Below are 25,066 nucleotides of genomic sequence, written 5' to 3' on the forward strand. Positions count from 1 at the left end.
CGACCAAGCGCGCAGGCCAGTCCCCAGGCCCTTTACTGAGCGTCGTCTAGAATCCGAACTGCGGGCCAGCAATGTACTGGCAGGGCACAGAACTGGCATTTCCATCGCGTCACGCCGCAGAACCGATTACAACATCTCCAAAGGCGCGCTCAGCCAGATGATTATCTGGGCGGATATGCCAGAGTAAAAGGCGCATCCACCAAGCTAAAATTAACATTATAGTATGGATCGAGCTCCAAGAGCTTGCCCCACCGCTCCTGCATGAAACGCTCCTCGCGCTTGAAACGCTCGATTTTCTCAGGCGTATTTTCGTAGCCACGCGATGCCGATTCGTGGTGGTAAAGCTCTGCGAACGGCGTCCAGAGGTTGCGGTAACCGGCCTCACGCACCCGCAGGCAGAAGTCGACATCGTTGAAGGCCACGACCAGTTGTTCGTCGAGTCCGCCGACCTGCTCGAAGACCTCGCGACGCACCACGGCGCACGCCGCAGTCACCGCGCTGACGTTCTGAACGAGGCCAGCGCGGTGCTTGTCGCCGGGATAGCCGCGCGACATGCCGACGTAGGCATGGCCCGCCACGCCGCCGATCCCGAGAAAAGTACCGGCGTGCTGGATGGTGTCGTTAGGGTAGTAGAGCATGCAGCCTACGACGCCGATCTCGGGCCTGAGCGCGTGCGAGACCATCTCTGACAACCACTCGGGATGTATTGCTTCGACGTCGTTGTTGAGCAACCCGATCAACTCACCCTTGGCTTCACGCGCGCCGCAGTTATTGAGTGCGGAGTAGTTGAAGGGACTGTCGTCGCGCAGGACACGGATGTTGCCCAATTTCTCCAGCGCTGCGAAATAAGCGAAAGTCGCCCGTTCGCGCGAACCATTGTCGATCACCAAAATCTCGAAGGCCGGGTAATCGGTCCGTTCCAGGATCGAGTCGATGCACTGCTTCAGCAGATCCGCCCGATCGCGCGTAGGAATGAGGATACTAACCAGTGGCGCGGGATCTGGAATCTCATACACAGTGCGATAGTAGCCGCTAAAGCCCGGAATCTCCTTCACCGTGGCACGCGTTCCGGTGCGGTCGAAATGGTCCTGGATCGCCCGTAGTGCAGCGAGATGCGCATAGTTCTTTTCACCCGGTGCGAGCGCGGTCGAGCCCTCGATCATGCGCCAGTGATAGAGCACCCGAGGCACGTGGCCGATCTCGTCGGCACGCAGCCGCTCGGCCGCCCGCAGCGCCAAGTCCCAGTCCTGTGCGCCATCGTAGCCCTGACGGAACCCACCGATCTCGGTCACCAGGTCGCGCGCATAGACGCCGAGGTGGCAGACGCAGTTCTGCGACAGGAACAGGTCCGGATTCCAGTCCGACTTGAAATATGGATCGGAGCGTCTGCCTGCTTCGTCGATCTTGTCCTCGTCGGTGAACAGCATCCGCCACGAGGGATTCTGCTGCAGCGCAAGCGCGCAGTGCTGCAGCGCGAGCGGATGGAGCGCGTCGTCGTGATCGAGCAGCGCGACGTAGTCTCCCGTAGCCAGCTCCAACGCGCTATTGGAGGCCGCCGCGATATGGCCGTTGGTCTCCCGCCGGACTGCGCGGATGCGACTGTCGGCCGCGACGTATTGCTCGATCGTGCGCCAGACCGTGGAATCCGGCGAAGCGTCGTCGGCGATGCACAGCTCCCAGTGCGGATAGGCCTGCGCGATCACGCTATCGATGCAGGCGCGCAGCCAGCGCTCGTCGGTGTTGTAGGTGGGCACCACGATGGAGAACTTGGGCGTGCGCTCCAGCGGCGGCATCGCCGCCAGAGCCTGCGCGATCCCCTCCGGGGAACAGTCGTCGTAAAAATCGACCCAAATCGCATAGTCGGACAAGTCGCTGTCGGCGGTGTAGGTGGCGTACTTGTGGTACAGCCGCTCGGCCATCAGCCTCGGCCCGCCCCGCAGCAGATCGGCAAACGTCGCCGCGGAGAAGCGCAACTTGCCCAGCCCCTCGCGCGAGCCCAGCACCCGGCCGAACATGTAGCGCCCAGCCTCCACTCGGCTGAGCCGCCGCAGCGTGAACGCCTCGATCTCGAATTCGCATGGGAGTACGCTGGGATCGAAGCGCAGACGGGTGACGTCTGAAGTCAATCGCACTAGTTGCGAGACCGAATGAGCACCCGGACGCGCGTCCGAGAGCGGGAGCACTTGCCGCTCCGCTTCGACCACATAGCCGCGCGCGTAGTCCGGATACAGCGAGGGCGCGTGGAGGCGGCCGCGCAACACCTTAAGCCGCAGTTGGGCTTCGTACCACCCGCCAGCTAGCGGGCCGTTCGCCAGTTCGACATCGAACGACGGGTCGTTGCCGGCGGCGCGCCAGCGCTGCGGCTGCGCGCCGGCGGGTCCGACGGGCTCGAGCTGGTTGAACGGTCGCAGGTTGAAGGACATGGGGTCGCTCATGATTCGTCCTTGGAGCTCGGCATCGGGAGCGCCGCGGTTCTGGGCGTGAAATCCGCTTCCCGTAGCGGATCGACGGTGAACGCCCGGCCGCTCAGCGAGAGGTTCGGGCTGTATGCAGGATCCCGCTCCAGCGCTTCGCCCCAACGCTGCTGCATCGTCTCGACTTCGGAGGCGAAGCGGGCCTGTTTCACCGGGTCGTCCTCGTAGCCCCGGCTCGCCGATTCGTGGTGCAGCAGCTCTGCATACGGCGTCCAGAGGTTGCGATAGCCCGCACGTACGATGCGCAGGCAAAAGTCCACGTCGTTGAACGCCACGGCCAGCGACTCGTCGAGCCCACCGACCTCGTCGAAGACGCTGCGGCTCACCGCCAGGCAGGCGGCGGTGACCGCGGACATCGATTGCACCGCCAGCGCCCGCCCGAACTGGCCCGGATGCCCACGGCCACGGCGCGCATACGGATGCGCGGCGACGCCCTTCACGCCCAGGATCACCCCGGCGTGCTGCAGCGTCCGATCCGGATACAGCAGCTTGGCGCCCACCGCACCGACGCCGGGCCTGCAGGCCTGTGAAGCCAATTCGCGCAGCCAGCCGCCGTCGATGACCTCGATGTCGTTGTTGAGCAGCACGACGATGTCGCTCTCGCAGTGCGACACTGCAAAGTTGTTGATCGCCGAATAGTTGAACGGCGCGTCGTAGGCCAGCACCCGCACGCGCGCATCTTGCTGCGCGCGCTCGAAGTAGGCGTGGGTCGCAGGCTCCACCGAGCCGTTGTCGACGATGGTGACCCGGTAGTCGGCGCCATCGGTGAGCGCCAGGATGCTGTCGACGCAGACCGCCAACAGGTCCACGCGGTCGCGGGTGGGGATGACGATGTCGCAGCGAACGCCATCTGGCAGCGGATAGCGCACACGCGTGGACCGCCCCGCGCCCTGCGCGACGGCCTCGGCTTCCGGCGCCGTCCGCGCGAGATGCATCGTCAGCGCGCGGTCCATGTCGCCGGTGGCGGCGAACGCATCCAGCGGCGCCGCCGGTTCGCCCGGCGGACCGAGATGGTGGCGGGCGACCACTGGCAGGTGCAGGACGCCGCCCGGACCCGCCTCGGCACCAGCCGCCAGGATGGCGGCGTAGCGCCAGGCGCGCGACGGTCGCGCGGCATCGAGCCAGCACACCAGCCATGCGCGCGACAGGAACGAGGACGGCCCTACGTAGTCGTGCTGCGCTTGCAGGTCGGGGTCCCAGGCGGGCTTGAAGTAGGGCCGGCGGCGGGTACCATCGGTGGCCAGAAAGTCCTCGTCGGTATAGAGCAACCTCGCGTCCGGGCAGGACTCGAGTGCCCGTGCCACGCTGGCCAGCGCGTGCGGGGGCATCCGCTGCCTGCCGTCGATCCAGGTCAGGTAGCGGCCGCTCGCCTGCCTCGCGCCCGGACAGGCGGCGCTCTCGTCGTCGAGCTCACGCACGACGGGCGCGCCGGCGACGTCGGGCCGGGCCATGCCCCGGGGCACCAGAATCTCGAAATGCGGATAGGACTGCCCGAGCAGCGCATCGAGGCAGGCCTCCTGGCCCGCCCGGCTACCGGACGGCAGCAGCACGACGGTGAATGTCGGCGCGCCGGCGCTCGCAGGCGGAGGCGCGCTCTGCGTGAGCGCGGGCTGCTCCTGCGCCCGGATCCAGTCCAGATAGGCCGCGTCGTCCTGCGCCTCACCGTCGCCGCGGTACTCGGCCCAGGCCAGTTCCAGCGCCGCGGCCGGTCCGTCCTCCCGCCGCGAGGCGCGCAGGCCTTCGCACAGGCGCGCGGCGTGGTAGGGGTCCGGCGCGCCGCCGCGCACCAGCGCGCGCGCCATCAGCCAGGTCGCCTCCGCCTCGCCGAGCCGGTCCCAGCGCAGGCCACCGAACACGAAGCGGCAGGCCGTCGTGGTGGGGTCGAAGCGCAGGCGACAGGCCTCGCCGTCGAAGCGCACGATCGCGTCGAGACGGCCGGTCCTCGGGTCGTAGCGCAGCGGCATGCGCTGATCCTCGCCAAAACCCCGGCCGAGGTCCACGTAGAGGCAGGGGTCAACCACATAGTCTCGCACGGCGCGCAGCGTCGCGCGCAGCCGGTACCAGCCGGCCGGCAGCGGCGGTCGCAAGCCGTACAGGAACTGCGGGTCTTCACCCAGGCTGTCCCATTCGTCCGCATCGCGACGCTCGAGCTGGACGAAGCCGTCGGGCCAGCGCGCGCCTGACACCATCGATGCGCCTGGTTCGGAATCGGAGCCGGCCAGCGTCACCGCGGTTTCCACCATCGCCGCTCCTGCAGCGCCTGGAGATGCGTCAAGGCATCCTGTGCCGCCTGGAGACGCGCCAGGGCATCCTGCGCCGCCTGCTGCAACACCTCGAGCCGCGCGGTGGTCTCGGCCGCCAGGGCCTCGTCGCGCTCGACGCGGTTCAGGGCATGCTGGGCGGCCCCGTTGGCCGCATGCTGCAACGACGCGAGGGCGTCGCGCAGCGCAGACGTGTCCGATCCGATGCCCTGTACGGAGCCCGCGATGTCCGACAGACGTTCATGAAAGGCGTCCATCGCGATCAGCGACTCGTCCTGTCCGGTGCGCAGCGCGACCAGGGTCGCCGAATCGTCCCGGGCCGCTGCAGCCATCTCCCGCAGTTCGTGAAGCGCGGTGCCGAGCATGTTCTCGATGTGCTGGAGGTGCTGCCGCCGCTGCAAGCCCTTCGACAGGGAGTCGCGAACCACCTTGAGTACGCTCGCGCCTGCGGGGTCGGTCACGATGGCCTCGTAGTCGAGCGTCACTTCCAGCGCTGCGGGAGGACGCGGCAGGTCCGCGAGCGCATCCGCCAGATCGAGCTCGACGAACGGGTCTGCGTCCAGCGCGCCCCAGCGCACCCAGTTGGGCGCAGCCGGCGGCAACCCGACACCACCCACCGACAGCACGCGGCGCTCCAGCCCTTCGATCTCGCGCAGCACTGCGCCGTCCTCGGCCAGCAGCGCGCAGCGCGCGATGCCGAAGATACCGGGACGCTCGGCGGGGTCGATGCGGATTCGCGAAAACGCACCGGCCTGTTCCAACGACAGGCGCAAGACCGCCGGGCCGGCCGCGAGGTCGCGGCTGGCGCAGCTCTGCCGCGTCTCCGCATAGTCGCTGCCGGTCTGGCCGAAGTAGACGCGCACGTCCTCGAACGCCTCCACGCCCGAGCCCGCGTCGCCGACGGCGCCGGGTTGCGGCGCCATCGCAGCCAGGAACGCACCCAACTGCGGGTCGGCCTCCAGCGCGTCAGCGAACGCCACCAAGGGCGCCGGTTGCTGCTCGCCCACGAAGACCACGCCCAGCCCGTTGCTGTGGCGGAACTCGAAGGTGCGGTAACGCGCCGACAGTTCCTGCAGGAACCGCCCGACGCCGAAGTCGCGCTCGGCCACCGCGCTGTCGTGGAGCAACACCACCCCGCGCGTGCTCAGCTTCGGGAGCCAGGTCTCGAAGTCGTGCTTGACCGCTTCGTAGGTGTGCAGCCCGTCGATGTGCAGCAAGTCGATCGAGCCGTCGGCGAAATCGCCCACCGCCTCGTCGAAAAACTTACGGCTCAGGGTGGAGAAGCGGCCGTAGCGCGGATCGTGATAGGCGCTGAGCGTCGCGTACACGCCTTCGCCGTAGCGCTGCGCATGATCGTCGCCCTGCCAGGAATCCACCGCCACGCAGCGCGTGGCCAGACCGAGGTGATCCACCGCCTGGCAGAACGCCAGGTAGGAGTTGCCCGTGTGGGTACCCAGCTCCACCAGGACGTCGGGCCGCACGAGATCGACCACCAGGTAGGCGAAGGGAATGTGTCCCACCCAGGAGTACGGCTGCGCGACCCGGGGCTTCTGCAGCACCACCGGATGCGCTTCCAGCCGGAAGCGTCCGCTCGTGGACTCCCCGCTCATGGGACCTTCTCCAGTGCGATGCGCGCCATCGGCAGACCGAGGATGCCAATCGACCAGGACTGGCAGTTGGATTTCAGCGCGAGGGCTTCGTGCACCCAGTGCTGGACCGCGTGGTCGTCCCTGCCGCCGTCGGCCACGCCGATGGTGATGAAGTAGTCGCCGGCCTTCAGACGCGGCATCTCGAACTCGAAGACCGCGCGCAAGCGCTCGCCGGCGCCGGCATCGACGCGATTGCCCAGCGTGGTGAGGTAGGTATTGTCGCCGAACAGCAGCTGGCCCAGCCGGTCCTTGAGATAGAAACCGACGATGGGCCGGGTCACCGGCGCATCGGCGATCACCTCAACCTCCAACCGTACCGATTCGCCGCCCACGCACCAGGCGAGTTCGCGGCCGCCCCCGTCGCGCAACGTCACGTCGCCGATGCGCGCGCGCATTTCGCCAAAACCGGGGGTGCCCGGGTCGAACGGCACCACCTCGATGTCGTTGCGCAAGTTGGTCCGGTTGATCCAGTCGCGGCGCATGTCGTAGCGCTCGCGCTCGGCCGACTCGCCGGTGCCGCCGGCGGTGCGCACCCCCGCTTCGCCCTGGCGCGCGGCGATCACCGATTCCAGGTACATCTGCACCACGTCGCGCGAAGGGCCATAGCCCCGCGGGGTGCCGCCGTCCAGCCACATCGCACGGTCGCACAGGCCGCTCACCGAGGCGTCGTCATGACTGACAAACAGCAGCGTGCCGCGCTCCTTGAACTCCCGCAGGAAGCGCATGCACTTCTGGGTAAAAAACGCGTCGCCCACCGCCAGCGCTTCGTCGATGATCAGCACGTCGGCGTCGACGTGGGCCATCACCGAGAACGCCAGCCGCATCACCATGCCGCTGGAATAGTTTCGGATCGGCTGATCGATGAACTCGCCGATATCGGCGAAGGCCAGGATCGCCTCCATCCGCGCCTGGATCTCTGCGGCCGAAAGACCCAGGATCGAAGCGTTGAGGTGGACGTTCTCTCGCCCGGTGAAATCGGGGTTGAAGCCGCTGCCCAGCTCCAGCAGCGCGGCGATGCGGCCGCGGACCTGGATCGAGCCCTCGGTCGGCGACAGGGTACCGGCGATCAACTGCAGCAACGTGGACTTGCCCGAACCGTTGCGCCCGATGATGCCCAGCGTCTCGCCACGGCGCACCTGCAGGTCCACCCCGCGCAGCGCCCAGAATTCGCGGTAGTAGCGCCGGCTGTCGCCGAACAGGCCCTGCAACAGGCGATGCGAGGGCCGGTCGTAGACGTGGTAGCACTTGCCCAGGCCACGGGCATCGATGATCAGATCTTCGCCGGCGGCCGCGGCGACGAGGCCGTTAGAGGACATCGGCAAACCCCCGACGCGTCTTCTGGAACACCGCGAAGCCACAGTAAGCGAACAGCAGCGCCCCCAATGCGTAGGCACCGAGCCCCGCCCAGTCTGGCGCCCGCCCCCAGAACGCCACTTCCCGCGTCTGGTCGATGATGAAGGTCAGCGGATTCAGGCGGAAGATCACCTGGTAGCGCGCCGGCAGCGTGTCCACCGGCACGATCGCCGAGGACAGGAACAGCATCGCGGTGGCCAGCACGCCGGTGATCTGACCGATGTCGCGCAGGAACACGCTCAACGAGGAGACGAGCCAGATCACGCCCAACGCCACCAAGCCAAGGGGCAGGATCACCAGCGGCCACAACAGCACCGTCGCATGGATCTCGCCGCGCAACAGGAGGTTCAACAGCAGGAACACCAGCAAGTTGGTCAGCGTGTGGAACAGCGCCGAGAGCACGACTGTCCACGGCAGCACGTCGAGCGGGAAGACGATCTTCTTGACCAGATTGGCATTGCCCACGATCAGCGACGGCGCGCGGGTCAAGCACTCGGCGAAGAAGCCGTGCACGATCAGGCCCATGAACAGCAGCATCGCGAAGTCGGCGGTGTTGCCGCTGGTGCCGGGCCAGCGCGCGCGCAAAATGTAGCCGAACGCGATGGTGTAGACCACCAGCATGAAGAACGGGCTGATCAGCGACCACAGCAGCCCGAAGCTGGCGCCGCGGTAGCGGCCGAGCACGTCGCGCCGGGCCAGTTCGATGGTGAGCGAACGATGCTTCAGCCAGGCGTTGAACGGCCCCGTCAGCGTGAGGACCGGAGGATGGATCGAACTCGAATGCACGTCAGCCCCCCAGCGCCCGGTCGAGATCGTCGATAAGGTCGTTCGCATCCTCGATCCCCACGCTCAGCCGCACCAGCTCGTCGGCGATGCCCAGGCGGGCGCGCCGCGCCTCCGGCACCGAGGCGTGGGTCATCACCGCGGGATGGTTGACCAGGCTCTCCACGCCGCCGAGCGATTCGGCGAGCGTGAACAGCTCGGTGCGCTCGCAGAAGCGCTTCGCGGCCTCGAAGCCGCCCTTCAGCCGCACCGAGACGATGCCGCCGAAGCCCGACATCTGCCGCTTGGCCAGCGCGTGCTGCGGGTGCGAGGGCAGTCCCGGGTAGATCACCTGCGCCACCGCGTCGTGCGCGGCCAGGAACTCGGCGATGGCCTGGGCGTTCTCGCAGTGCGCGCGCATGCGCAACGGCAGGGTCTTCAGCCCGCGCAGGGCCAGGAAACTGTCGAACGGGCCCTGCACGGCGCCGGCGGAGTTCTGCAGGAAGGCCAGTTGCTCGGCGAGCTCGGCGTCGTCGCCGACCACGATCATCCCGCCCACCATGTCGGAATGGCCGTTGAGGTACTTGGTCGCCGAATGCAGCACCAGGTCGGCGCCCAGCGCCAGCGGCCGCTGCAGGATCGGCGAGGCGAACGTGTTGTCGACCACCACCCGCAGTCCGCGCCGGTGGGCGACCGCGGCGATGGCCTCGATGTCGACCAGCTTCAGCATCGGGTTGGTCGGCGTCTCGATCCAGACCAGGCGGGTCTCCGGGCGGATCGCCGCTTCGAAGGCGGCGGCGTCGCTCAGGTCCGTCCAGCTCACCTCGAGCCCGGCGCTGCGCCGACGCACCCGCTCGAACAGGCGGTAGGTGCCGCCGTAGACGTCGTCCATCGCCACCACGTGGCTGCCGGCGTCCAGCAGTTCCAGTAGGGTCGCGGTGGCCGCCATCCCGGAGGCGAACGCGAAGCCGCGGCTGCCGCCCTCCAGCGCCGCGGCGCAACGCTCGTAGGCGAAGCGGGTCGGGTTGTGGGTGCGCGAGTACTCGAAGCCCTGGTGCTCGCCGGGGCTCGTCTGGGCGTAGGTCGAGGTGGCGTAGATCGGCGGCATGACGGCCCCGGTGGAGGGGTCGGGCCGCTGGCCGCCGTGGATCGCCAGCGTGGCCGGCGAGAGCTCGCTCGCGCGCTCCTGGCGCCGTGGCTCTTGGTCAGACATTTCGGATGGGGGACTCCGGTGAAGTGGCGGGATTCTAGCAGCGCGGGCCGGATCCTCCGTTCAGCATGCGGACGGCCTCACTGCACCCGCCGGCGCAGGTAGTTCAGCAGGTCGATGCGGGTGATCAGGCCGAGGAAGCGCTCGCCGTCCACGACGATCGCCACCTGGCCGCGGTCGAACACCGGCAGCAGCGCCTCGATCGGGGAGTTCACATCCAGGCGGTCGAGCTTGCTGACCATCGCGGTGGAGACGGGATCGCGGAACCGGGCTTCGTCGCCGTAGACGTGCAGCAGCACGTCGCTCTCGTCGACGATGCCCACCAGCGTCTCGCCGTCCATCACCGGCAGCTGCGAGACGTCGTACAGCTTCATGCGCTGGTAGGCGGTCATCAGCAGGTCGCCCGGGGCGACCACCACGGTGTCGCGACGGCTGTAGGGGCGCAGGATCAGATCGCGCAGATCGCCGTGCTGCTCGCGCTCGACGAAGCCGTTGTCGAGCAGCCAGTAGTCGTTGTACATCTTGGAGAGGTACTTGTTGCCGGTGTCGCACACGAAGACCAGCACCTTCTTCGGCACGGTCTGCTCGCGGCAGTACTTCAGCGCGGCGGCCAGCAGGGTGCCGGTCGAGGACCCGCCCAGGATGCCCTCGGCGCTCAATAGCTCGCGCGCGGCCAGGAAGCTCTCCTTGTCGCTGATGGCATAGGCCTTGCGGACCCGGGAAAAATCGGAGATCGAAGGCAGGAAGTCCTCGCCGATGCCCTCCACCATCCAGCTGCCCGATTTCTCGCTCAGCGTGCCCTGGTTGATGTACTCGGCGAGGATCGAACCCACCGGGTCGGCCAGGATCATCTCCACCCCGGGCGCGTGCGCGGCGAAGTGCCGCGACAGCCCGGTCATGGTGCCGGAGCTGCCGCAGCCGAACACGATCGCGTCCAGCCCGCCGACCTCGGCCATCTGCCGCAGGATCTCCGGACCGGTGCCGTGTTCGTGCGCGGCCGGATTGTCCGGGTTGCCGAACTGGTTGATGAAGTAGGCGCCGGGCGTCTCGGCGGCGATCCGCGCCGCCAGGTCCTGGTAGTACTCGGGGTGCCCCTTGGCCACGTCGGAACGGGTCAGCACCACCTCCGCGCCCATCGCCTTGAGGTTGAAGATCTTCTCGCGGCTCATCTTGTCCGGCACCACGAGGATCAGCCGGTAGCCCTTCTGCTGGGCCACCAGCGCCAGGCCGATGCCGGTATTGCCGGCGGTGCCTTCGACCAGGGTGTCGCCCGGGCGGATGTCGCCGCGCCGTTCCGCGGCCTCGATCATCGACAGCCCGATGCGATCCTTGATCGATCCGCCCGGATTCTGGCTCTCGAGCTTGAAGTAGAGCTCGCATACGCCGGCATCCAGGCGCTGCGCCTTGACGATCGGGGTGTCGGCGATGAGGTCGAGGACGGAGGCGTGGATCGGCATGGCGCTCGCGGCGGAAAGGCGGGGCCGCGATTATCGCACCGCCGCGGATTCCCCGCGGGCGGCGCCGGCCGACGAGGAAGCCGGCGTCGCCCGCGGAAGAAAAGGAGCCGGGCCGCCCGCCGGAGCGGGCGCGGCGGACCGCCCGGGCTGGCGGGCCGCGGGGTGCCGCGGCCCGCCGCCGCATCAATGCCGCTGGAGGGCGTCGTACATCCGGATCAGACGATCCTTGGCGTGGAGCTTCTCGCGCTTCATCTGCGCCAGGGTGGTTTCGTCGATCGGCAGCACGCCGAGTTCGGCATCCATGACCTTCTTGTCGAGCTCCTGGTGGTGGTGGTACAGCCGCCGGAACTCCGGATTGGCCTGGAACACCGCTTCGATCTCCGCCTGGGGTTGCCCTTCGAACATGGAAGCCTCCTCTGTACTCGCTTGGAGTGGAAACGACAACGCCCCGGCCAGGGGCCGGGGCGCGATCGGGGCAGCAGACCGGAAACGGACATCCACCGCCACCTCGCCGCGGACCGCTCGGTCCTGGACGCAAATCGCAGCGGGGGTCGGGAGCGTCGTCGTCATGGCCTGCTTGGGCGGGACGGCACGTCCCGGTCCGGCTTCGACCCTACTCCCAGAGCGAGAGACCGACAAGGGCCAAGCATGCGCGGGACCGGGCACGTTGCGGACACGGAACGGACGCCGGGGGCCGCGACGTGGCGTGCCTGCGCGCCCCCAGCCTATTCACCCCACTCGTGATTTCATTGAACGCCATCGCAACGGCGACGGCGGGTCAGTCGCCGTCCTGCTCGGCCTGGCGCAGCAGCTCGGCTTCCTTCCGCGCCAGCTCGGCCTCGCGCGCGCGGGCCGCCCGCAGCCGGGCCGCCTGATCGCTGGCCACGCCTTCCAGCACGCTCTCGGCCTGCTGCCGCGCCATCAGCTCGGCATCCGCCGCCTCGCGCAGGCGTGCGGCTTCCTCGGCCTGGATCTGCGCCTGCACGCGCATCCGCTCGGCCTCGGCGCGGGCGCGGTCGGCCTCGCGCCGGGCGGCCTCCACCAGCAACTCGGCGCGCGTGCGCTCCAGGCGATCGATCTCGCGCCGGCGCGCTTCGGTGCGCGCGGCCAGTTCGGCGGTCTCCACCCGCCACCCGGCCACCCGGCGCAGGGTATCTCGCTGACGGGCGTTGGCGCCCAGGTAGGCCTCGATGGCCTGGCGGGCCTGCAGCTTCTCCAGCGCCGCGAAGCCGCTGGTCGCCGGGTCGGCCTCCAGCGCCTGCAGCCGCTGGGCCATCAGCGCGGCATCACCGTCGTCGGCCAGGACGACCGGGGCCGCGGCGGCGAGCGCGGCGGCGAGGAGGATCGGCAGGAGGGTCTTCATCGGTTCAGTCCTCGAGCTGCAGCTGGCGGCGCAGGTCGTCGATCTGCGCGCGGTGCTGGGCGAACTCGTTGTCGGCGACCGCCTGGCGGCTGCGGGCATGGGCGAGGTCGGCCAGCGCCGCCGTCGCCAGCGCGGCGTCGCGCGCCTCGTGGTCGCGCCCGGCGGCCATGGCCGACTGCGCCTGGGCCAGCAAGGCGCGCGCGCGCTCGATCTCGTCGTGCGCGTATTGGTCGGCATCCGCGGCGGTCGCACGCGCCACCGCCTGCTGCGCGGTGGAGAGTTCCGCCGTCGGCGGCGGCAGGCTGGCGCAAGCTGTGAGCGCCAGCACGCTTGCGAGCGCGAGCGCCTGCAGGACCCGCGGAATTTGTGCGAAAGTGGTGAGCATCGGTCCGCGCCGGAAGGGGAACACGCGGCCAATTGTCGATAGCATCCGCCCGCCGCGCAACGGGCGGCCGGGCTTGCCAGGGGGATCATTCATGGACATCGGCTACTTCCTGAAGCTGATGACGGAAAAGAACGCGTCGGACATGTTCCTGACCACCGGCGCCCCGGTCTACATCAAGGTGGAGGGCCGGCTCTATCCGCTGGGCCACACCAGCCTGCCGCCGGGCATGGTCAAGAAGATCGCCTATTCGCTGATGGACGAGGGCCAGGTCCCGGTGTTCGAACGCGAGCTGGAATTGAACATGGCCCTGTCGCTGCGCGATTCGGGCCGTTTCCGGGTCAACGTGTTCAAGCAGCGCGGCGAGATCGGCATGGTGATCCGCGCCATCCGCAGCACGATTCCCAGCATCGAGGAGCTGCAACTGCCGCAGGTGCTCAAGCAGATCGTGATGGCGCCGCGCGGGCTGGTGCTGATCGTCGGCTCCACCGGCTCCGGCAAGTCGACCACGCTGGCCTCGATGATCGACCACCGCAACGCCAGCACCCCGGGCCACATCCTCACGATCGAAGACCCGATCGAGTACCTGCACCGGCACAAGAAGTCGATCGTCAACCAGCGCGAGGTCGGGCTGGACACCCACAGCTTCCACAACGCGCTCAAGAACGCGATGCGCGAGGCGCCGGACGTGATCCTGATCGGCGAGATCCTCGACGCCACCACCATGGAGGCGGCGATCGCCTTCGCCGAGACCGGGCACCTGTGCCTGGCCACGCTGCACTCCAACAACGCCGACCAGACGATCGAGCGCATCCTCAACTTCTTCAACGAGTCCGCGCACAAGAACGTGCTGATGAACCTGGCGCTGAACCTGCGCGCGGTGGTCAGCCAGCGCCTGGTCGTCGGCATCGACGGGCGGCGGCTGCCGGCCGCCGAGGTGCTGATCAACACGCCGATGATCCGCGACCTGCTGCGCCGCGGCCAGGTGCACGAGATCAAGCAGGCGATGGAGGAATCGCTGGAGGAAGGCATGGAGAGCTTCGACCAGTGCCTGTTCCGGCTGCACAAGGAAGGCCGCATCGACCTGGAGGAAGCGCTGAAGGCGGCCGACTCCCGCGACGGGCTGGCGCTGAAGTTCCGCCTCTCCGAGGGCGGCGACGTGCACGATCCCTACGCCGACGTGTTCTCCGCCGAGGAGCCGTTGCGCAGCGGCCCGGTCGCCGGCTGACGGCCGCCGTCTCGGCGCTACGGCGCGTCGGGTTGCCGCTCGGGGCGCGCCGCGTCGAAGGCCGGCAGCGCGAGGCAGGCCCGCTCGACCGCGGCCAGGGTCGGGAAGGCATCCAGCGACACGCCGAAGCGCCGGGCGTTGTAGAGCTGCGGCACCAGGCAGCAGTCGGCCAGGCCCGGCTGGTCGCCGTCGCAGAAGGCGCCGGTCGAGGGGTGATCGCGCAGCAGCGCCTCGAAGGCGCCCAGGCCCTCGGTCATCCAGTGCTTCATCCACTCGTCGCGCTCGGGCTGCGGCACGTGCCATTCGTGCTCGAAGAAACGCATGACGCGCAGGTTGTTCAGGGGATGGATGTCGCAGGCGACCAGTTGCGCGAGTTCGCGCACGCGCTGGCGGCCGCGGGCGGACGAGGGCAGCAGCGGCGGCTGCGGCCACACCTCGTCCAGGTACTCCAGGATCGCCAGCGACTGCCGCATGCGGCGTTGCCCGTGCACCAGCACCGGCACCAGCTTCTGCGGATTCTGCGCGGCGTACTCGGGCCGGAGCTGCTCGCCGCCGTCGCGCACCAGGTGCACGGGCACGGTCTCGTACGGCAGGCCCTTGAGGTTGAGGCCGATGCGCACGCGGTAGGCCGCGCTCGATCGCCAGTAGGAATACAGCGCCAGGCGCTCGGTCATGTGTCGTCCCCTGCCCCGCCGGCGCGCTGCCGGACCGAAGGGCACGTTAACCCGGCCGCCCGCGCGCGCGCATGCCGTCCGTCCCGTGCGGGACGCGCTTTCGTCAGTCCGCCCGCTCGATGCGCTGCTCGATCGCGCCGAAGATCGAACGCCCCTGCGCATCGAGCATCTCGATGCGCACCACGTCGCCGAAGGCGAGGAACGGCGTGCGCGGCGCGCCGTGCTCCAGCGTTTCGACGGTCCGCTTCTCGGCGAAGCAGGAGGCGCCCTTCGAGGTGTCGTGGTTGGCGATCGTGCCCGAGCCGACCAGCGTGCCCGCCGACAGCGGGCGGGTACGCGCCGCGTGCGCGATCAGCTGGGCGAAATCGAACTGCATGTCCACGCCGGCATCCGGCGCGCCGAACCACTGGCCGTTGACGTGGGTGACCAGCGGCAGGTGGAGCTTGTTCTCGCGCCAGGCCTCGCCCAGTTCGTCGGGCGTGACGAACACCGGCGACAGCGCCGAGCGGGGCTTGGACTGCAGGAACCCGAAGCCCTTGGCGAGCTCGGCCGGGATCAGGTTGCGCAGGGAGACGTCGTTGACCAGCCCCACCAGCTTCACGTGGCCGGCGGCCCGCGCGGGATCCACGGCCATCGGCACGTCGTCGGTGACCACGACGATCTCCGCCTCCAAGTCGATGCCGTAGTCCTCGCTGGTCACCCGGACCGGCTCGCGCGGGGCCAGGAAGCCGGCGCTGGTGGCCTGGTACATCAACGGGTCGGTGTAGAAGCTCTCCGGCACCTCGGCGCCGCGGGCGCGCCGCACGCGCTCCACGTGGGGCAGGTAGGCGCTGCCGTCGACGAACTCGTAGGCGCGCGGCAGCGGCGAGGCGAGCTGCTCGACGTCGAGGTCGAAGGCGCCGTCGGCCTCGCCCCGCTCCAGCCGCTCGGCCAGCGCCTGCAACGCCGGCGCGGCGTCCGCCCAGGTCTCGAGCGCGCGCTGCAGCGTGGGCGCGATCGCATCCGCGCGCACCGCGCGGGCCAGGTCGCGCGAGACCACCACCAGGGTGCCGTCGCGGCCGCCTTCCTTCAGGGAACCGAGCTTCATGGACGCCTCTTCTCCGGGACAATCGATTTCAATTGTAACCATTTGCCGGCCGCGCGGACCGGCCGTTCAATCGTCGCCCTGGAACCCGCCCGCGCGCAGCGTGAGGACCAGCGTATCGCGATGGCCGTGGCCGGCCAGCGGCTGGATCGGCGTGGATTCGTGGATCACCCGGGCGTCGTCGAGCAGCAGCAGCGACCACGGCGCGGACAGGGTGAACCGCTGCCCGTGGGGGCCGGCGGCCTCGAACACCCGGGTCTCGCCGCCCTTGATGCCCGACCGCGCCACCAGCGCCACCGCCACCAGGTCCACGCCATCGCGGTGCGCCCCCTCCGGCGTGGGCCGGCCGATGCCGTCGCTGGTGTCGATGCGGAACTGGTGCGCCTCCACGTACCACGTCCGTGCGCCGCGCAGGGCGTCGGCCAGCCCCGCCAGACCGCGCACCAGCCCCTGCCAGGCGCGGCGCTCGACGATGCCGGGTTCCACCGGCTCGAACCAGCGGCGCATGCCGCCGTGCAGGGCGTTGTAGTCGCGCGGCTGCCAGTGGGCCCGGTGCGGGGCCTGCACGACCGCGCCGCCCTCGACCACGAAGCAGGCATGCCGGCGCCGGCGATAGCGGCCGCCGTCCATCAGGTAGGTATCGGGCGGCAGCCGGTCCCAGCTCTCGCGCATCGCCTCGAGGTCGTCCACGCAAACGCCGGCCAGACGGGCGACGTCGGAGGACGTCAGCACCGCGAAGCCGCGGTCGCGCATGGCCGCGGCCACGTCGGCCAACGGCGTGGAGGGCGGGGGGAGCATTGCGTTCATGCGCGATCCTGACAGCGGCCGCGGCGGCCGGCGCCCATTGTCGCGCTGCGGGGCCGCCAGCGGCCACCCGCGCGCGAACCGCCGGCCCATGCGGGCATGGAGCCGGCCAAAGAAAAACCCGCCGGGCGGCGGGTTTTTCGTGCGCGCCGAGGGGCGGGCGCGGCGGCGCGGAAATTGGCAGCCCCGGATGGATTCGAACCACCGAATGCCTGAGTCAGAGTCAGGTGCCTTACCACTTGGCGACGGGGCTGTGGATGCCGATTGTAGCGTCGATCCGCCGACGCCGCACCCCGTGGGGCAGCACCGGCGGGAACGCCGGTTAACGCTTCGAGAACTGGGTCGCGCGACGCGCCTTGTGCAGGCCGACCTTCTTGCGCTCGACCTCGCGGGCATCGCGGGTCATGAAGCCGGCCTTGCGCAGCTCGGGCTTGAGCGACTCGTCGTATTCCACCAGCGCGCGGGCGATCCCGAGGCGGATCGCACCGGCCTGGCCGGTGGTGCCGCCGCCGACGGCGGTGACCACGATGTCGAACTTGTCGGTGTTGCTGGTCAGCTCCAGCGGCTGGCGCACGATCATGCGCGCGGTCTCGCGGCCGAAGAACTCGTCCAGCGGACGGTCGTTGACGGTGATGTTGCCCGAGCCCTTGCGCAGGAACACGCGGGCGACGGAGGACTTGCGACGGCCGGTGCCGTAATTCTGGGAGATAGCCATGGGTTCTACCTTTGGAAGTCCGCGTGGATGCGCGGGCTCTTGCGAGGACTCGCGTTAAATATCCAGGGGCTGCGGCTGCTGGGCGGCGTGCGGATGCTCGGCGCCCTTGTAGACCTTGAGCTTGCGGTACATCGCGCGGCCCAGCGGGTTCTTCGGCAGCATGCCCTTGACGGCGATCTCGATGACGCGCTCGGGATGGCGCTCCAGCGCCTGGCCCAGCGACTCGGTCTTGAGGTTGCCGATGTAGCCGGTGAAGCGGTGGTAGTGCTTGTCGGTCAGCTTCTTGCCGGTCACCGCGACCTTCTCGGCGTTGACCACGATGATGTAGTCGCCGGTGTCGACGTGCGGGGTGTAGACGGGCTTGTGCTTGCCGCGCAGGCGGCGCGCGATCTCGCTGCTGAGGCGGCCGAGGGTCTTGCCGGTGGCATCGACGACGTACCAGTCACGCTGGACGGTCTCGGACTTGGCGCTGAAAGTCTTCATGACGGGATTTCCGGTACTCGGCTCGGTCGCTGGTCGGGCTGCTTCCGGGCGGCGGCTGGGCCGGGCGCGGAAGGTCGCCTCGCGATGTGGGCGGAACAAAGAAGCGGAATCATAGCGGGCCCGCCCCGCCGCCGCAAGTGGCCGGCCGGCCCCCGCGGGGGCCGGCCCGGAAGGCGCGCCGCCCTCAGTCGGCCAGGTTGCGCCCGTGGTAGAGCTCCTCGATCTCGCGCTTCAGGCGCGCCTCGATCTTCATCCGCTCCTTGAACGAGAGATTGCGCGCCTTCTCCTCGAACAGGTACTGGTCGAGGTCGAAGTCCTTCAGGTGCATCTTGGTGTGGAAGATGTTCTCCTGGTAGACGTTGACGTCGAGCATCTCGTAGCGCGAGCGGATGTTCTTGGCCAGGTAGTCCTGGATCGAGTTGATCTTGTGGTCGATGTAGTGCTTCTTGCCCTTGATGTCGCGGGTGAAGCCGCGCACCCGGTAGTCCATGATGACGATGTCGGACTCGAGGCTTTCGATCAGGTAGTTGAGCGCCTTCAGCGGCGAGATCACCCCGCAGGTGGCGACGTCGATGTCGGCGCGGAAGGTGGCGATGCCGTTGTCCGGGTGGGTTTCCGGGTAGGTGTGCACGGTGATGTGCGACTTGTCCATGTGCGCCACCACGGCGTCGGAGATCACGCCCTTGGCGTCCTTCCTGTCGATCACCGGCTCCTCGGAGATCAGGATGGTCACCGAGGCGCCCTGCGGGTCGTAGTCCTGCCGGGCGATGTTGAGGATGTTGGCGCCGATGATCTCGGCCACGTCGGTCAGGATCTGGGTCAGCCGGTCAGCGTTGTACACCTCGTCGATGTACTCGATGTACCGGCGTCGCTCGTCCTCCGACGCGGCGTAGCAGACGTCGTAGATGTTGAAGGACAGGGCCTTCGTCAGGTTGTTGAAGCCCTGGAGCTTCAGGCGGGGCAACGGCTTGACCACGTGGTCGACCCTCACTGCTGGACCGGCGAAAGGGCGAATTATGAGGCAATCGCCCCGAGTCCGCCCCCCCGGGTTTGCCCACTGGCCCGCAACCGCCTACTCTCGCGGCATTCCCCTCTCTGTTCAGGCGATGAGCGCGACCACTGTGGCCGTCATTCCTCCGATCCAGCGACCGGTGCACCCCCTCATGCCCACGCCGGCGACCATCGAACGATTCCTGGCGCACTGCCACCGCCGCCGGTACCCGCCGCGCACCGACATCTTCAGGCCGGGCGACCCCGCCGGCACCCTCTACTACGTGGTCAGCGGCTCGGTCAGCATCATCGCCGAGGAGGACGACGGGCGGGAACTGGTGCTGGGCTACTTCGGCGCCGGCGAGTTCGTGGGCGAAATGGGACTGTTCATCGACTCCGACAGCCGCGAGGTGATCCTGCGCACCCGCATCCAGTGCGAGCTGGCCGAGATCAGCTACGAGCGCCTGCAGCAATTGCTGGAAGGCCCGCTGGCCCACGACGCCACCCGCATCCTGTACGCGATCGGCGCGCAGCTGTCCCGGCGCCTGATCGACACCAGCCGCAAGGCCGGCCGGCTGGCGTTCCTGGACGTCACCGACCGCATCGTCCGCACGCTGCACGACCTGACCCGGGAGCCGGAGGCCATGAGCCATCCCGACGGCACCCAGCTGCGGATCTCGCGGCAGGAACTGGCGCGGCTGGTCGGTTGCTCGCGCGAGATGGCCGGGCGGGTGCTGAAGAAGCTCCAGGCCGACGGCAAGCTGCACGCCCGCGGCAAGACCATCGTGCTGTACGGGACCCGCTGACCGCGATGGGCCGCGCCGACGCGACCGCGCTGCCGGAAGCCGACCTGCGCAGCGCCTCCCTGGTCGACGCCGACGACGTCGCCGCCCTGCTGTCGGAAATGGGCTACCCCTGCGACGTCCACGACGCCGCCCAGCGCATCCGCGCGATCATCGACAACGATCGCCAGGCCCTGGTGGTCGCGCGCTGCGGCGGCGTGGTCTGCGGCCTGCTGGCGCTGGACTTCATGTACTACCTGCCGCTGGGCACCACCACGTGCCGGATCACCGCCCTGGTGGTGCGCAACGACGCCCAGGGCCGCGGCCTGGGCCGGCAGCTGCTGCGCGAGGCCGAGCGCCGGGCGCGCTTCGGCGGCGCGGCGCGGCTGGAGATCACCAGCGGCTCGCAGCGCACCGATGCCCACGCCTTCTACAAGGCCTGCGGCTACAGCGACGGTACCCTGCGCTTCATCAAGCGCCTCGGCGACGCCTGACCGCCCGTCACGGCGACGGTTGGCGCCGACCGCGCCCGGCGCGGTCATTTTTTCGCCACACATTCGCCGACCGCTGTCCGTTCAATGGCTTGGAAACGTTATCCCCAGCTTTGTACCGGCCCCATCCACACGGCATGTGGATAGCCAGGACCGGACCGCCGGTCCGCGCGCGAATCGGGCCCGCACGACGCCGCCGAGCGCCTTTCCCCGGTGCGGTCATTTTTTCGCCACACAAGCGCCGACCGTCGTCCGCTCAATGGCTTGGCAGCCTTACCCACAGCTTTGCCTCGCCGCCATCCACACCGGATGTGGATAGCGCTCAGGCTTCGTCGGAAGCGAGCGGCTCGCCGCCGCGCTCGCGGCAGCCCCAGTTGAGGATCGGGGTGCCGGCCGGCAGCAGGCGGCGGAAGCGCGCCACCGCCGCGGGCTTGGGATTGACCACCACCGGCGTCCGCGCCGCGACCAGCAGCGGCAGGTCGGCGGTGCTGTCGCTGTAGGCCACGTCGATCGCCTCGTAGCCGGCCTCGCGCAGCATCCGCATCTTTTCCTCGGCGTGGCAGTGCCGGGTCACCAGCACCGCGCCGGCGCGCGGTCCGGTCTGGCTGCCGATGACCGGGACCGTCTCGTGGGCCACGAAGGCCAGGATCGCGCGCGCCAGTTCCGGCGGCGCGCCGGTGGCCACCACCACGCGGTCGCCGGCCGAGCGATGCCGGTGCAGCACCGCCAGCGCGACGGGCAGCAGGCGCGCGCGGATCGCCTCGGCGTCGGCGGCGACGTAGCGGTCGATCAGCGCATCCAGCGTGCGCGGACCGCGCAGGCCCACGGTGCCGATCCAGACGAAGCCGGAAATGCCGCGGCGGCGCGTGGGCAGCCAGGCGATCATCGGCCCGAGCACCGGCGCGGCCAGCAGCGCCAGCACGACGCGCCAGGCGTGGCGCCGGATCAGCCAAGCGAAGAGGTGGCTGCCGGAATCGCCGTCGTAGAGGGTGTGGTCGAAATCGAAGACCACCGTCGGCGCGCCCTCGCGCTCGCCCGGGAAGGGGGGCGCCGGCGCGCTCACGGCCCGGCGTCCGCGTGGAACAGCGCGCGCAGGGCGGCGCCCGGATCCTCGGCGCGCATGAAGGCCTCCCCCACCAGGAAGGCGTGCACGCCGGCCGCGCGCAGGCGGGTCACGTCCTCGTGCGCGTGGATCCCGCTCTCGGCCACCAGCAGGCGCCCGGCCGGCACCCGGTCGCGCAGCGACAGCGTGGTGTCCAGCGAGACCTCGAAGGTGCGCAGGCTGCGGTTGTTGACGCCCAGCAGCGGCATGCGCCCGGCCGTGGCCGGCAGCCGCAGCGCGCGGGCCAGCTCGTCGCCGTCGTGGACTTCCACCAGCACGTCCATGCCCAGCGCCTGCGCCAGCGCCGCCAGTTCGGCGAGGCGGGCGTCGTCCAGCGCGGCGACGATCAGCAGGATGCAGTCGGCGCCGAGCGCGCGCGCCTCGTGGACCTGGTAGGGATCGATGGTGAAGTCCTTGCGCAGCACCGGCAGCGCGCAGGCGGCGCGGGCGGCGGCAAGGTAGGCATCGGCGCCCTGGAAGAAGTCGCGGTCGGTGAGCACCGACAGGCAGGCCGCGCCGGCGGCCTCGTAGCTGCGCGCGATCGCGACGGGGTCGAAGTCGGCGCGGATCACCCCCTTCGAAGGGCTGGCCTTCTTGACCTCGGCGATCACCGCCGCCCGGCCCTGCGCCACCGCCGCCTCCAGCGCGCGGACGAAGCCGCGCGCCGGCGGCGCATCGGCGGCACGGGCGCGCAGCTCGGCCAGCGGAGTCGTCGTGGCGCGCTCGGCCAGTTCGGCGCGCTTGCGTTCGAGGATGCGTTGCAGGATGTCGGACATGGGCGAAGACGGCTGCGGCGGGGACGGTACCTTACCGTCCCCGCCCGGCGCGCGCTCAGCGGCCGGCGGCGGACGCCGCGGCCAGCTCGCGCGTGGTCTGCACGAAGGCCTCCAGCCGGCGCCGCGCGCCGCCGTCGGCGATCGCCGCGCGGGCGCGCTCGATGCCCTCGGGCAGCGAGTCCGCCACTCCGGCCACGTACAGCGCCGCGCCGGCATTGAGGGCGACGACCTCGCGGGCCGGGCCCGGGCGGTCGGCCAGCACCTCATGGACGATCGCCTTCGATGCCGCCGCATCGGCCACGCGCAGGTTGCGGCTGGCCGACATCGCGATGCCGAAGTCCTCCGGATGCACCTCGTACTCGCGCACGCGGCCGTCGCGCAGTTCGCCGACCAGGGTGCCGGCGCCCAGCGAGATCTCGTCCATGCCGTCGCGGCCCCAGACCACCAGCGCGCGCTCGGCGCCCAGCTCCTGCAGCACGCGGGTCTGGATGCCGACCAGGTCCGGGTGGAACACGCCCATCAGGATCGCCGGCGCGCCGGCCGGGTTGGTCAGCGGGCCCAGGATGTTGAAGATCGTGCGCACGCCCATCTCGCGGCGCACCGGCGCCACCGCCTTCATCGCCGGGTGGTGGACCGGCGCGAACATGAAGCCGATGCCGGTGCGGGCGATGGACTCGGCCACCTGCTCGGGCTGCAGCTCGATCGCCGCGCCCAGCGCCTCCAGCACGTCGGCGCTGCCCGACTTCGAGGACACGCTGCGGTTGCCGTGCTTGGCGACCCGGGCGCCGGCGGCGGCGGCGACGAACATCGAGCAGGTGGAGATGTTGAAGGTATGCGAGCCGTCGCCGCCGGTGCCGACGATGTCGACCAGGCCGCGGCGGTCGTCCAGCGGCACCGGCCGCGCCAGCTCCCGCATCACCGCGGCCGCGCCGGCGATCTCGCCCACCGTCTCCTTCTTCACCCGCAGCCCGGTCAGGATCGCCGCGCTCATCGTCGGCGAGACCTCGCCGCGCATGATCTGGCGCATCAGATCGACCATCTCGTCGTGGAAGATCTCGCGGTGCTCGATGGTGCGCTGCAGGGCTTCTTGCGGGGTAATGGGCATGTCGGGGATCGGGGGCTCGGGATCGGGAGGCGGACGGGGCGGTCAGCGGTCGAGGAAGTTCTTCAGCAGCGCGTGCCCGTGCTCGGTCAGGATGGACTCGGGGTGGAACTGCACGCCCTCCACCGGGTACTCGCGGTGGCGCAGCCCCATGATTTCCTCGATCCCGCCGTCGTCGTGCTCGGTCCAGGCGGTGATCTCCAGGCAGTCGGGCAGGCTTTCGCGCTCGACCACCAGCGAGTGGTAGCGGGTGGCCTCGTAGCGGTCGGGCAGCGCGGCGAACACGCCCCGCCCCTCGTGCCGGATCGCCGAGGTCTTGCCGTGCATGATCCGGCCGGCGCGCACCACCTTGCCGCCGTAGGCCTGGCCGATGGCCTGGTGGCCCAGGCACACGCCGAGGATCGGCGTGCTCGCCCCCAGGCGCTCGATCACCTGCAGCGACACCCCCGCCTCGTCCGGCGTGCACGGGCCGGGCGAGATCACGATGCGGTCCGGCCGCAGGCGCTCGATCGCGTCCGCGTCGAGGGCGTCGTTGCGCTCCACCCGCACCTCGGCGCCCAGCGTCTGCAGGTACTGCACGAGGTTCCAGGTGAAACTGTCGTAGTTGTCGATCATCAACAGCATGGGTCGGTCCGCGATCGATGGATCGGCGTGGGGCACGCGCGGGGGCGCCAGCTTATCAGCCGCCCGCACGCCCGGCGCGGCGCCGATGGGCTACCCTCGGGCGCCCCGCCATCGCGCACCGCCCGCTTCCGCCCATGCGCGCCGACGCCCCGCACCACATGCCCGATACCCACGACCGCTCGCGCCGCCGCCTGCTCGCCGGCGCGCTGGCCGGCGGCGCGCTGCTGACGCTGGGCGGCTGCGCCACGCGCGCGGCCGGGCCCGTCCCGGCCGCCGGCCGTCTCGCGCTGCCGCTGCCGGACCTGGACCCGAGCCTGCTGATCCGCGAGGTCGCCGGCCTGCGACCGTTCCGTCCGGCCGGCTTCCGGGTGGAGCCCGAGCGCTTCGGCGACACCCTGGTGATCCACCACTACGGCCACGGCGGCTGCGGGGTGACGCTGTCCTGGGGCACCGCCGATCTCGTCCTGCGCCACGCGCTGGCGCAGCCCGAGCGCCGCGCTGCGGTACTCGGCTGCGGCGCGGTCGGGCTGGCCACGGCGCGGCTGCTGCAGGACCATGGCTTCGAGGTCACGATCTACGCCCGCGAGCTGCCGCCCGATACCGTCTCCAACGTCGCCGGCGCGCAGTTCGGGCCCAGCGGGCTGCTCGACGCCGAGCACCGCAGCGACGCCTTCGGCGCCCAGCTCGCGCATGCCGCGCGCTTCGCCCACCGCCGCTTCCAACTGCTGCCGGGCGAGCGCTACGGCGTGCGCTGGATGCCGCTGTACTTCGTCTCGCGGCGCCCGGCGTGGTCGCCGGGCTGGGAATGGGCGCTGACCCCGGAGCTGTTCCGCGCGCGCACCCACGCGCCCGGCACGCACCCGCTCGGCGACCGCTACCTGCACGAAGTGCAGACCATGATCATCGAGCCGACGATCTACCTGCCGGCGATGACCGACGCCTTCCGCCTGGCCGGCGGCCGCATCGAGGTGCGGGCGCTGCGCGGCGTGGAGGACGTGCGCGCGCTGCCGGAGCGGCTGGCGGTCAACTGCACCGGGCTCGGCGCGCGGGCGCTGTTCGGCGACGCCAGCCTGCAGCCGGTACGCGGCCAGCTGGCGGTGATCGTGCCGCAGCCGGAGATCGACTACGCGGTCATCGGCGCCGGCGGCACCTATCTGTTCCCGCGCCGCGACGGCCTGCAACTGGGCGGCACCCACGAGCGCGGCGCATGGTCCACGGCCCCCGATCCGGCCACCACCGCGGACATCCTGGCGCGCCACCGTCGCCTGTTCGGCGGCCAGGGCTGAAGCCGCGCCGGCAG

General features: G+C 69.9%; 24 protein-coding genes and 1 tRNA gene. 4 read left to right on the plus strand and 21 right to left on the minus strand.

Going from position 1 to position 25,066, the window contains the following annotated elements:
- Positions 1 to 161 precede the first annotated feature (161 nt).
- From Z164_RS0115100 to Z164_RS0115145, 10 genes are all read right to left on the minus strand, one after another.
- On the minus strand, positions 162 to 2,423 hold the full coding sequence (locus Z164_RS0115100) for a glycosyltransferase family 2 protein (protein ID WP_236621808.1): 2,262 nt from the start codon (positions 2,421 to 2,423) through the stop codon (positions 162 to 164).
- An 8-nt stretch (positions 2,424 to 2,431) separates the two neighbouring features.
- Positions 2,432 to 4,717 (minus strand): glycosyltransferase family 2 protein, encoded by a 2,286-nt coding sequence (locus Z164_RS0115105; protein ID WP_024891522.1) that lies wholly within the window; start codon positions 4,715 to 4,717, stop codon positions 2,432 to 2,434.
- Positions 4,699 to 6,345, minus strand: coding sequence for a class I SAM-dependent methyltransferase (locus tag Z164_RS22555; RefSeq protein ID WP_024891523.1), 1,647 nt, complete (start codon positions 6,343 to 6,345; stop codon positions 4,699 to 4,701). Before Z164_RS22555 ends, Z164_RS0115105 begins: the two co-directional genes overlap by 19 nt.
- A complete protein-coding gene (locus Z164_RS0115115; protein WP_024891524.1) occupies positions 6,342 to 7,700 on the minus strand; it encodes an ABC transporter ATP-binding protein in 1,359 nt (452 codons plus the stop codon). The genes Z164_RS22555 and Z164_RS0115115 overlap by 4 nt, the downstream gene beginning before the upstream one ends.
- Positions 7,690 to 8,571 (minus strand): ABC transporter permease, encoded by an 882-nt coding sequence (locus Z164_RS0115120; protein WP_081770200.1) that lies wholly within the window; start codon positions 8,569 to 8,571, stop codon positions 7,690 to 7,692. The genes Z164_RS0115115 and Z164_RS0115120 overlap by 11 nt, the downstream gene beginning before the upstream one ends.
- Positions 8,525 to 9,712: a cystathionine gamma-synthase gene (locus tag Z164_RS0115125; RefSeq protein ID WP_024891526.1), complete on the minus strand. Its 1,188-nt coding sequence runs from the start codon at positions 9,710 to 9,712 to the stop codon at positions 8,525 to 8,527. The genes Z164_RS0115120 and Z164_RS0115125 overlap by 47 nt, the downstream gene beginning before the upstream one ends.
- A 77-nt stretch (positions 9,713 to 9,789) precedes the next feature.
- Positions 9,790 to 11,166 (minus strand): pyridoxal-phosphate dependent enzyme, encoded by a 1,377-nt coding sequence (locus Z164_RS0115130; protein ID WP_024891527.1) that lies wholly within the window; start codon positions 11,164 to 11,166, stop codon positions 9,790 to 9,792.
- Positions 11,167 to 11,349: 183 nt separating this feature from the next.
- Positions 11,350 to 11,571, minus strand: a complete 222-nt coding sequence (locus Z164_RS0115135; protein WP_024891528.1) for an HP1242/YdcH family protein — start codon at positions 11,569 to 11,571, stop codon at positions 11,350 to 11,352.
- 373 nt (positions 11,572 to 11,944) lie between these two features.
- Entirely contained in the window at positions 11,945 to 12,529 is a 585-nt protein-coding gene (locus tag Z164_RS0115140) for a hypothetical protein (RefSeq protein WP_024891529.1), read from the minus strand.
- A gap of 4 nt (positions 12,530 to 12,533) precedes the next feature.
- Positions 12,534 to 12,914 carry a DUF4398 domain-containing protein gene (locus Z164_RS0115145; protein ID WP_024891530.1) on the minus strand — a complete coding sequence of 127 codons (381 nt, stop codon included), beginning with the start codon at positions 12,912 to 12,914 and terminating at the stop codon, positions 12,534 to 12,536.
- Between the two features lie 91 nt (positions 12,915 to 13,005).
- On the opposite strand from Z164_RS0115145, the gene Z164_RS0115150 reads away from it, so the two are divergent.
- Positions 13,006 to 14,139, plus strand: coding sequence for a PilT/PilU family type 4a pilus ATPase (locus Z164_RS0115150; RefSeq protein WP_024891531.1), 1,134 nt, complete (start codon positions 13,006 to 13,008; stop codon positions 14,137 to 14,139).
- 17 nt (positions 14,140 to 14,156) lie between these two features.
- Here Z164_RS0115150 and maiA read toward each other — a convergent pair whose 3' ends face one another.
- The 7 genes from maiA to speD all read right to left on the minus strand — a co-directional run bounded on the left by maiA (position 14,157) and on the right by speD (position 18,875).
- Positions 14,157 to 14,813, minus strand: a complete 657-nt coding sequence (gene maiA, locus Z164_RS0115155) for a maleylacetoacetate isomerase (protein ID WP_024891532.1) — start codon at positions 14,811 to 14,813, stop codon at positions 14,157 to 14,159.
- A 103-nt stretch (positions 14,814 to 14,916) separates the two neighbouring features.
- Positions 14,917 to 15,900 (minus strand): fumarylacetoacetate hydrolase family protein, encoded by a 984-nt coding sequence (locus Z164_RS0115160; protein ID WP_024891533.1) that lies wholly within the window; start codon positions 15,898 to 15,900, stop codon positions 14,917 to 14,919.
- A gap of 66 nt (positions 15,901 to 15,966) precedes the next feature.
- Entirely contained in the window at positions 15,967 to 16,704 is a 738-nt protein-coding gene (locus tag Z164_RS0115165; RefSeq protein ID WP_024891534.1) for a 2OG-Fe dioxygenase family protein, read from the minus strand.
- A 175-nt stretch (positions 16,705 to 16,879) separates the two neighbouring features.
- Positions 16,880 to 16,954 (minus strand) — tRNA-Gln (locus Z164_RS0115170).
- 69 nt (positions 16,955 to 17,023) lie between these two features.
- Complete coding sequence (rpsI, locus tag Z164_RS0115175; protein ID WP_024891535.1) at positions 17,024 to 17,416, minus strand: 30S ribosomal protein S9; 393 nt, start codon at positions 17,414 to 17,416, stop codon at positions 17,024 to 17,026.
- A 54-nt stretch (positions 17,417 to 17,470) separates the two neighbouring features.
- Positions 17,471 to 17,899 (minus strand): 50S ribosomal protein L13, encoded by a 429-nt coding sequence (gene rplM, locus Z164_RS0115180; protein ID WP_024891536.1) that lies wholly within the window; start codon positions 17,897 to 17,899, stop codon positions 17,471 to 17,473.
- Positions 17,900 to 18,083: 184 nt separating this feature from the next.
- Entirely contained in the window at positions 18,084 to 18,875 is a 792-nt protein-coding gene (gene speD / locus Z164_RS0115185) for an adenosylmethionine decarboxylase (protein WP_024891537.1), read from the minus strand.
- 187 nt (positions 18,876 to 19,062) lie between these two features.
- Between speD and crp the strand changes: the two genes are divergently transcribed.
- Together crp and Z164_RS0115195 are read left to right on the plus strand one after the other, a co-directional pair.
- On the plus strand, positions 19,063 to 19,695 hold the full coding sequence (gene crp, locus Z164_RS0115190; RefSeq protein WP_043690273.1) for a cAMP-activated global transcriptional regulator CRP: 633 nt from the start codon (positions 19,063 to 19,065) through the stop codon (positions 19,693 to 19,695).
- A 5-nt stretch (positions 19,696 to 19,700) separates the two neighbouring features.
- The gene (locus Z164_RS0115195) at positions 19,701 to 20,165 is read left to right on the plus strand and encodes a GNAT family N-acetyltransferase (RefSeq protein ID WP_024891539.1); all 465 of its coding nucleotides are present in this window, start codon (positions 19,701 to 19,703) and stop codon (positions 20,163 to 20,165) included.
- Positions 20,166 to 20,484: 319 nt separating this feature from the next.
- Here the strand turns inward: Z164_RS0115195 and Z164_RS0115200 are convergent, their stop codons facing one another.
- From Z164_RS0115200 to Z164_RS0115215, 4 genes are read right to left on the minus strand one after another with little or no spacing between them, the layout of a single operon-like run.
- The gene (locus Z164_RS0115200; protein ID WP_024891540.1) at positions 20,485 to 21,225 is read right to left on the minus strand and encodes a haloacid dehalogenase-like hydrolase; all 741 of its coding nucleotides are present in this window, start codon (positions 21,223 to 21,225) and stop codon (positions 20,485 to 20,487) included.
- Complete coding sequence (gene trpC / locus Z164_RS0115205; RefSeq protein WP_024891541.1) at positions 21,222 to 22,040, minus strand: indole-3-glycerol phosphate synthase TrpC; 819 nt, start codon at positions 22,038 to 22,040, stop codon at positions 21,222 to 21,224. The genes Z164_RS0115200 and trpC overlap by 4 nt, the downstream gene beginning before the upstream one ends.
- A gap of 55 nt (positions 22,041 to 22,095) precedes the next feature.
- Positions 22,096 to 23,145, minus strand: coding sequence for an anthranilate phosphoribosyltransferase (gene trpD / locus Z164_RS0115210; protein WP_024891542.1), 1,050 nt, complete (start codon positions 23,143 to 23,145; stop codon positions 22,096 to 22,098).
- Positions 23,146 to 23,187: 42 nt separating this feature from the next.
- Positions 23,188 to 23,766, minus strand: a complete 579-nt coding sequence (locus Z164_RS0115215; protein WP_024891543.1) for an anthranilate synthase component II — start codon at positions 23,764 to 23,766, stop codon at positions 23,188 to 23,190.
- Positions 23,767 to 23,900: 134 nt separating this feature from the next.
- Between Z164_RS0115215 and Z164_RS0115220 the strand changes: the two genes are divergently transcribed.
- Positions 23,901 to 25,052 (plus strand): FAD-dependent oxidoreductase, encoded by a 1,152-nt coding sequence (locus tag Z164_RS0115220; protein WP_201769605.1) that lies wholly within the window; start codon positions 23,901 to 23,903, stop codon positions 25,050 to 25,052.
- Positions 25,053 to 25,066: the final 14 nt, after the last annotated feature.

It is taken from the genome of Luteimonas huabeiensis HB2 (genome assembly GCF_000559025.1).
In the GTDB taxonomy this organism is placed as follows: Bacteria; Pseudomonadota; Gammaproteobacteria; order Xanthomonadales; family Xanthomonadaceae; genus Luteimonas; species Luteimonas huabeiensis.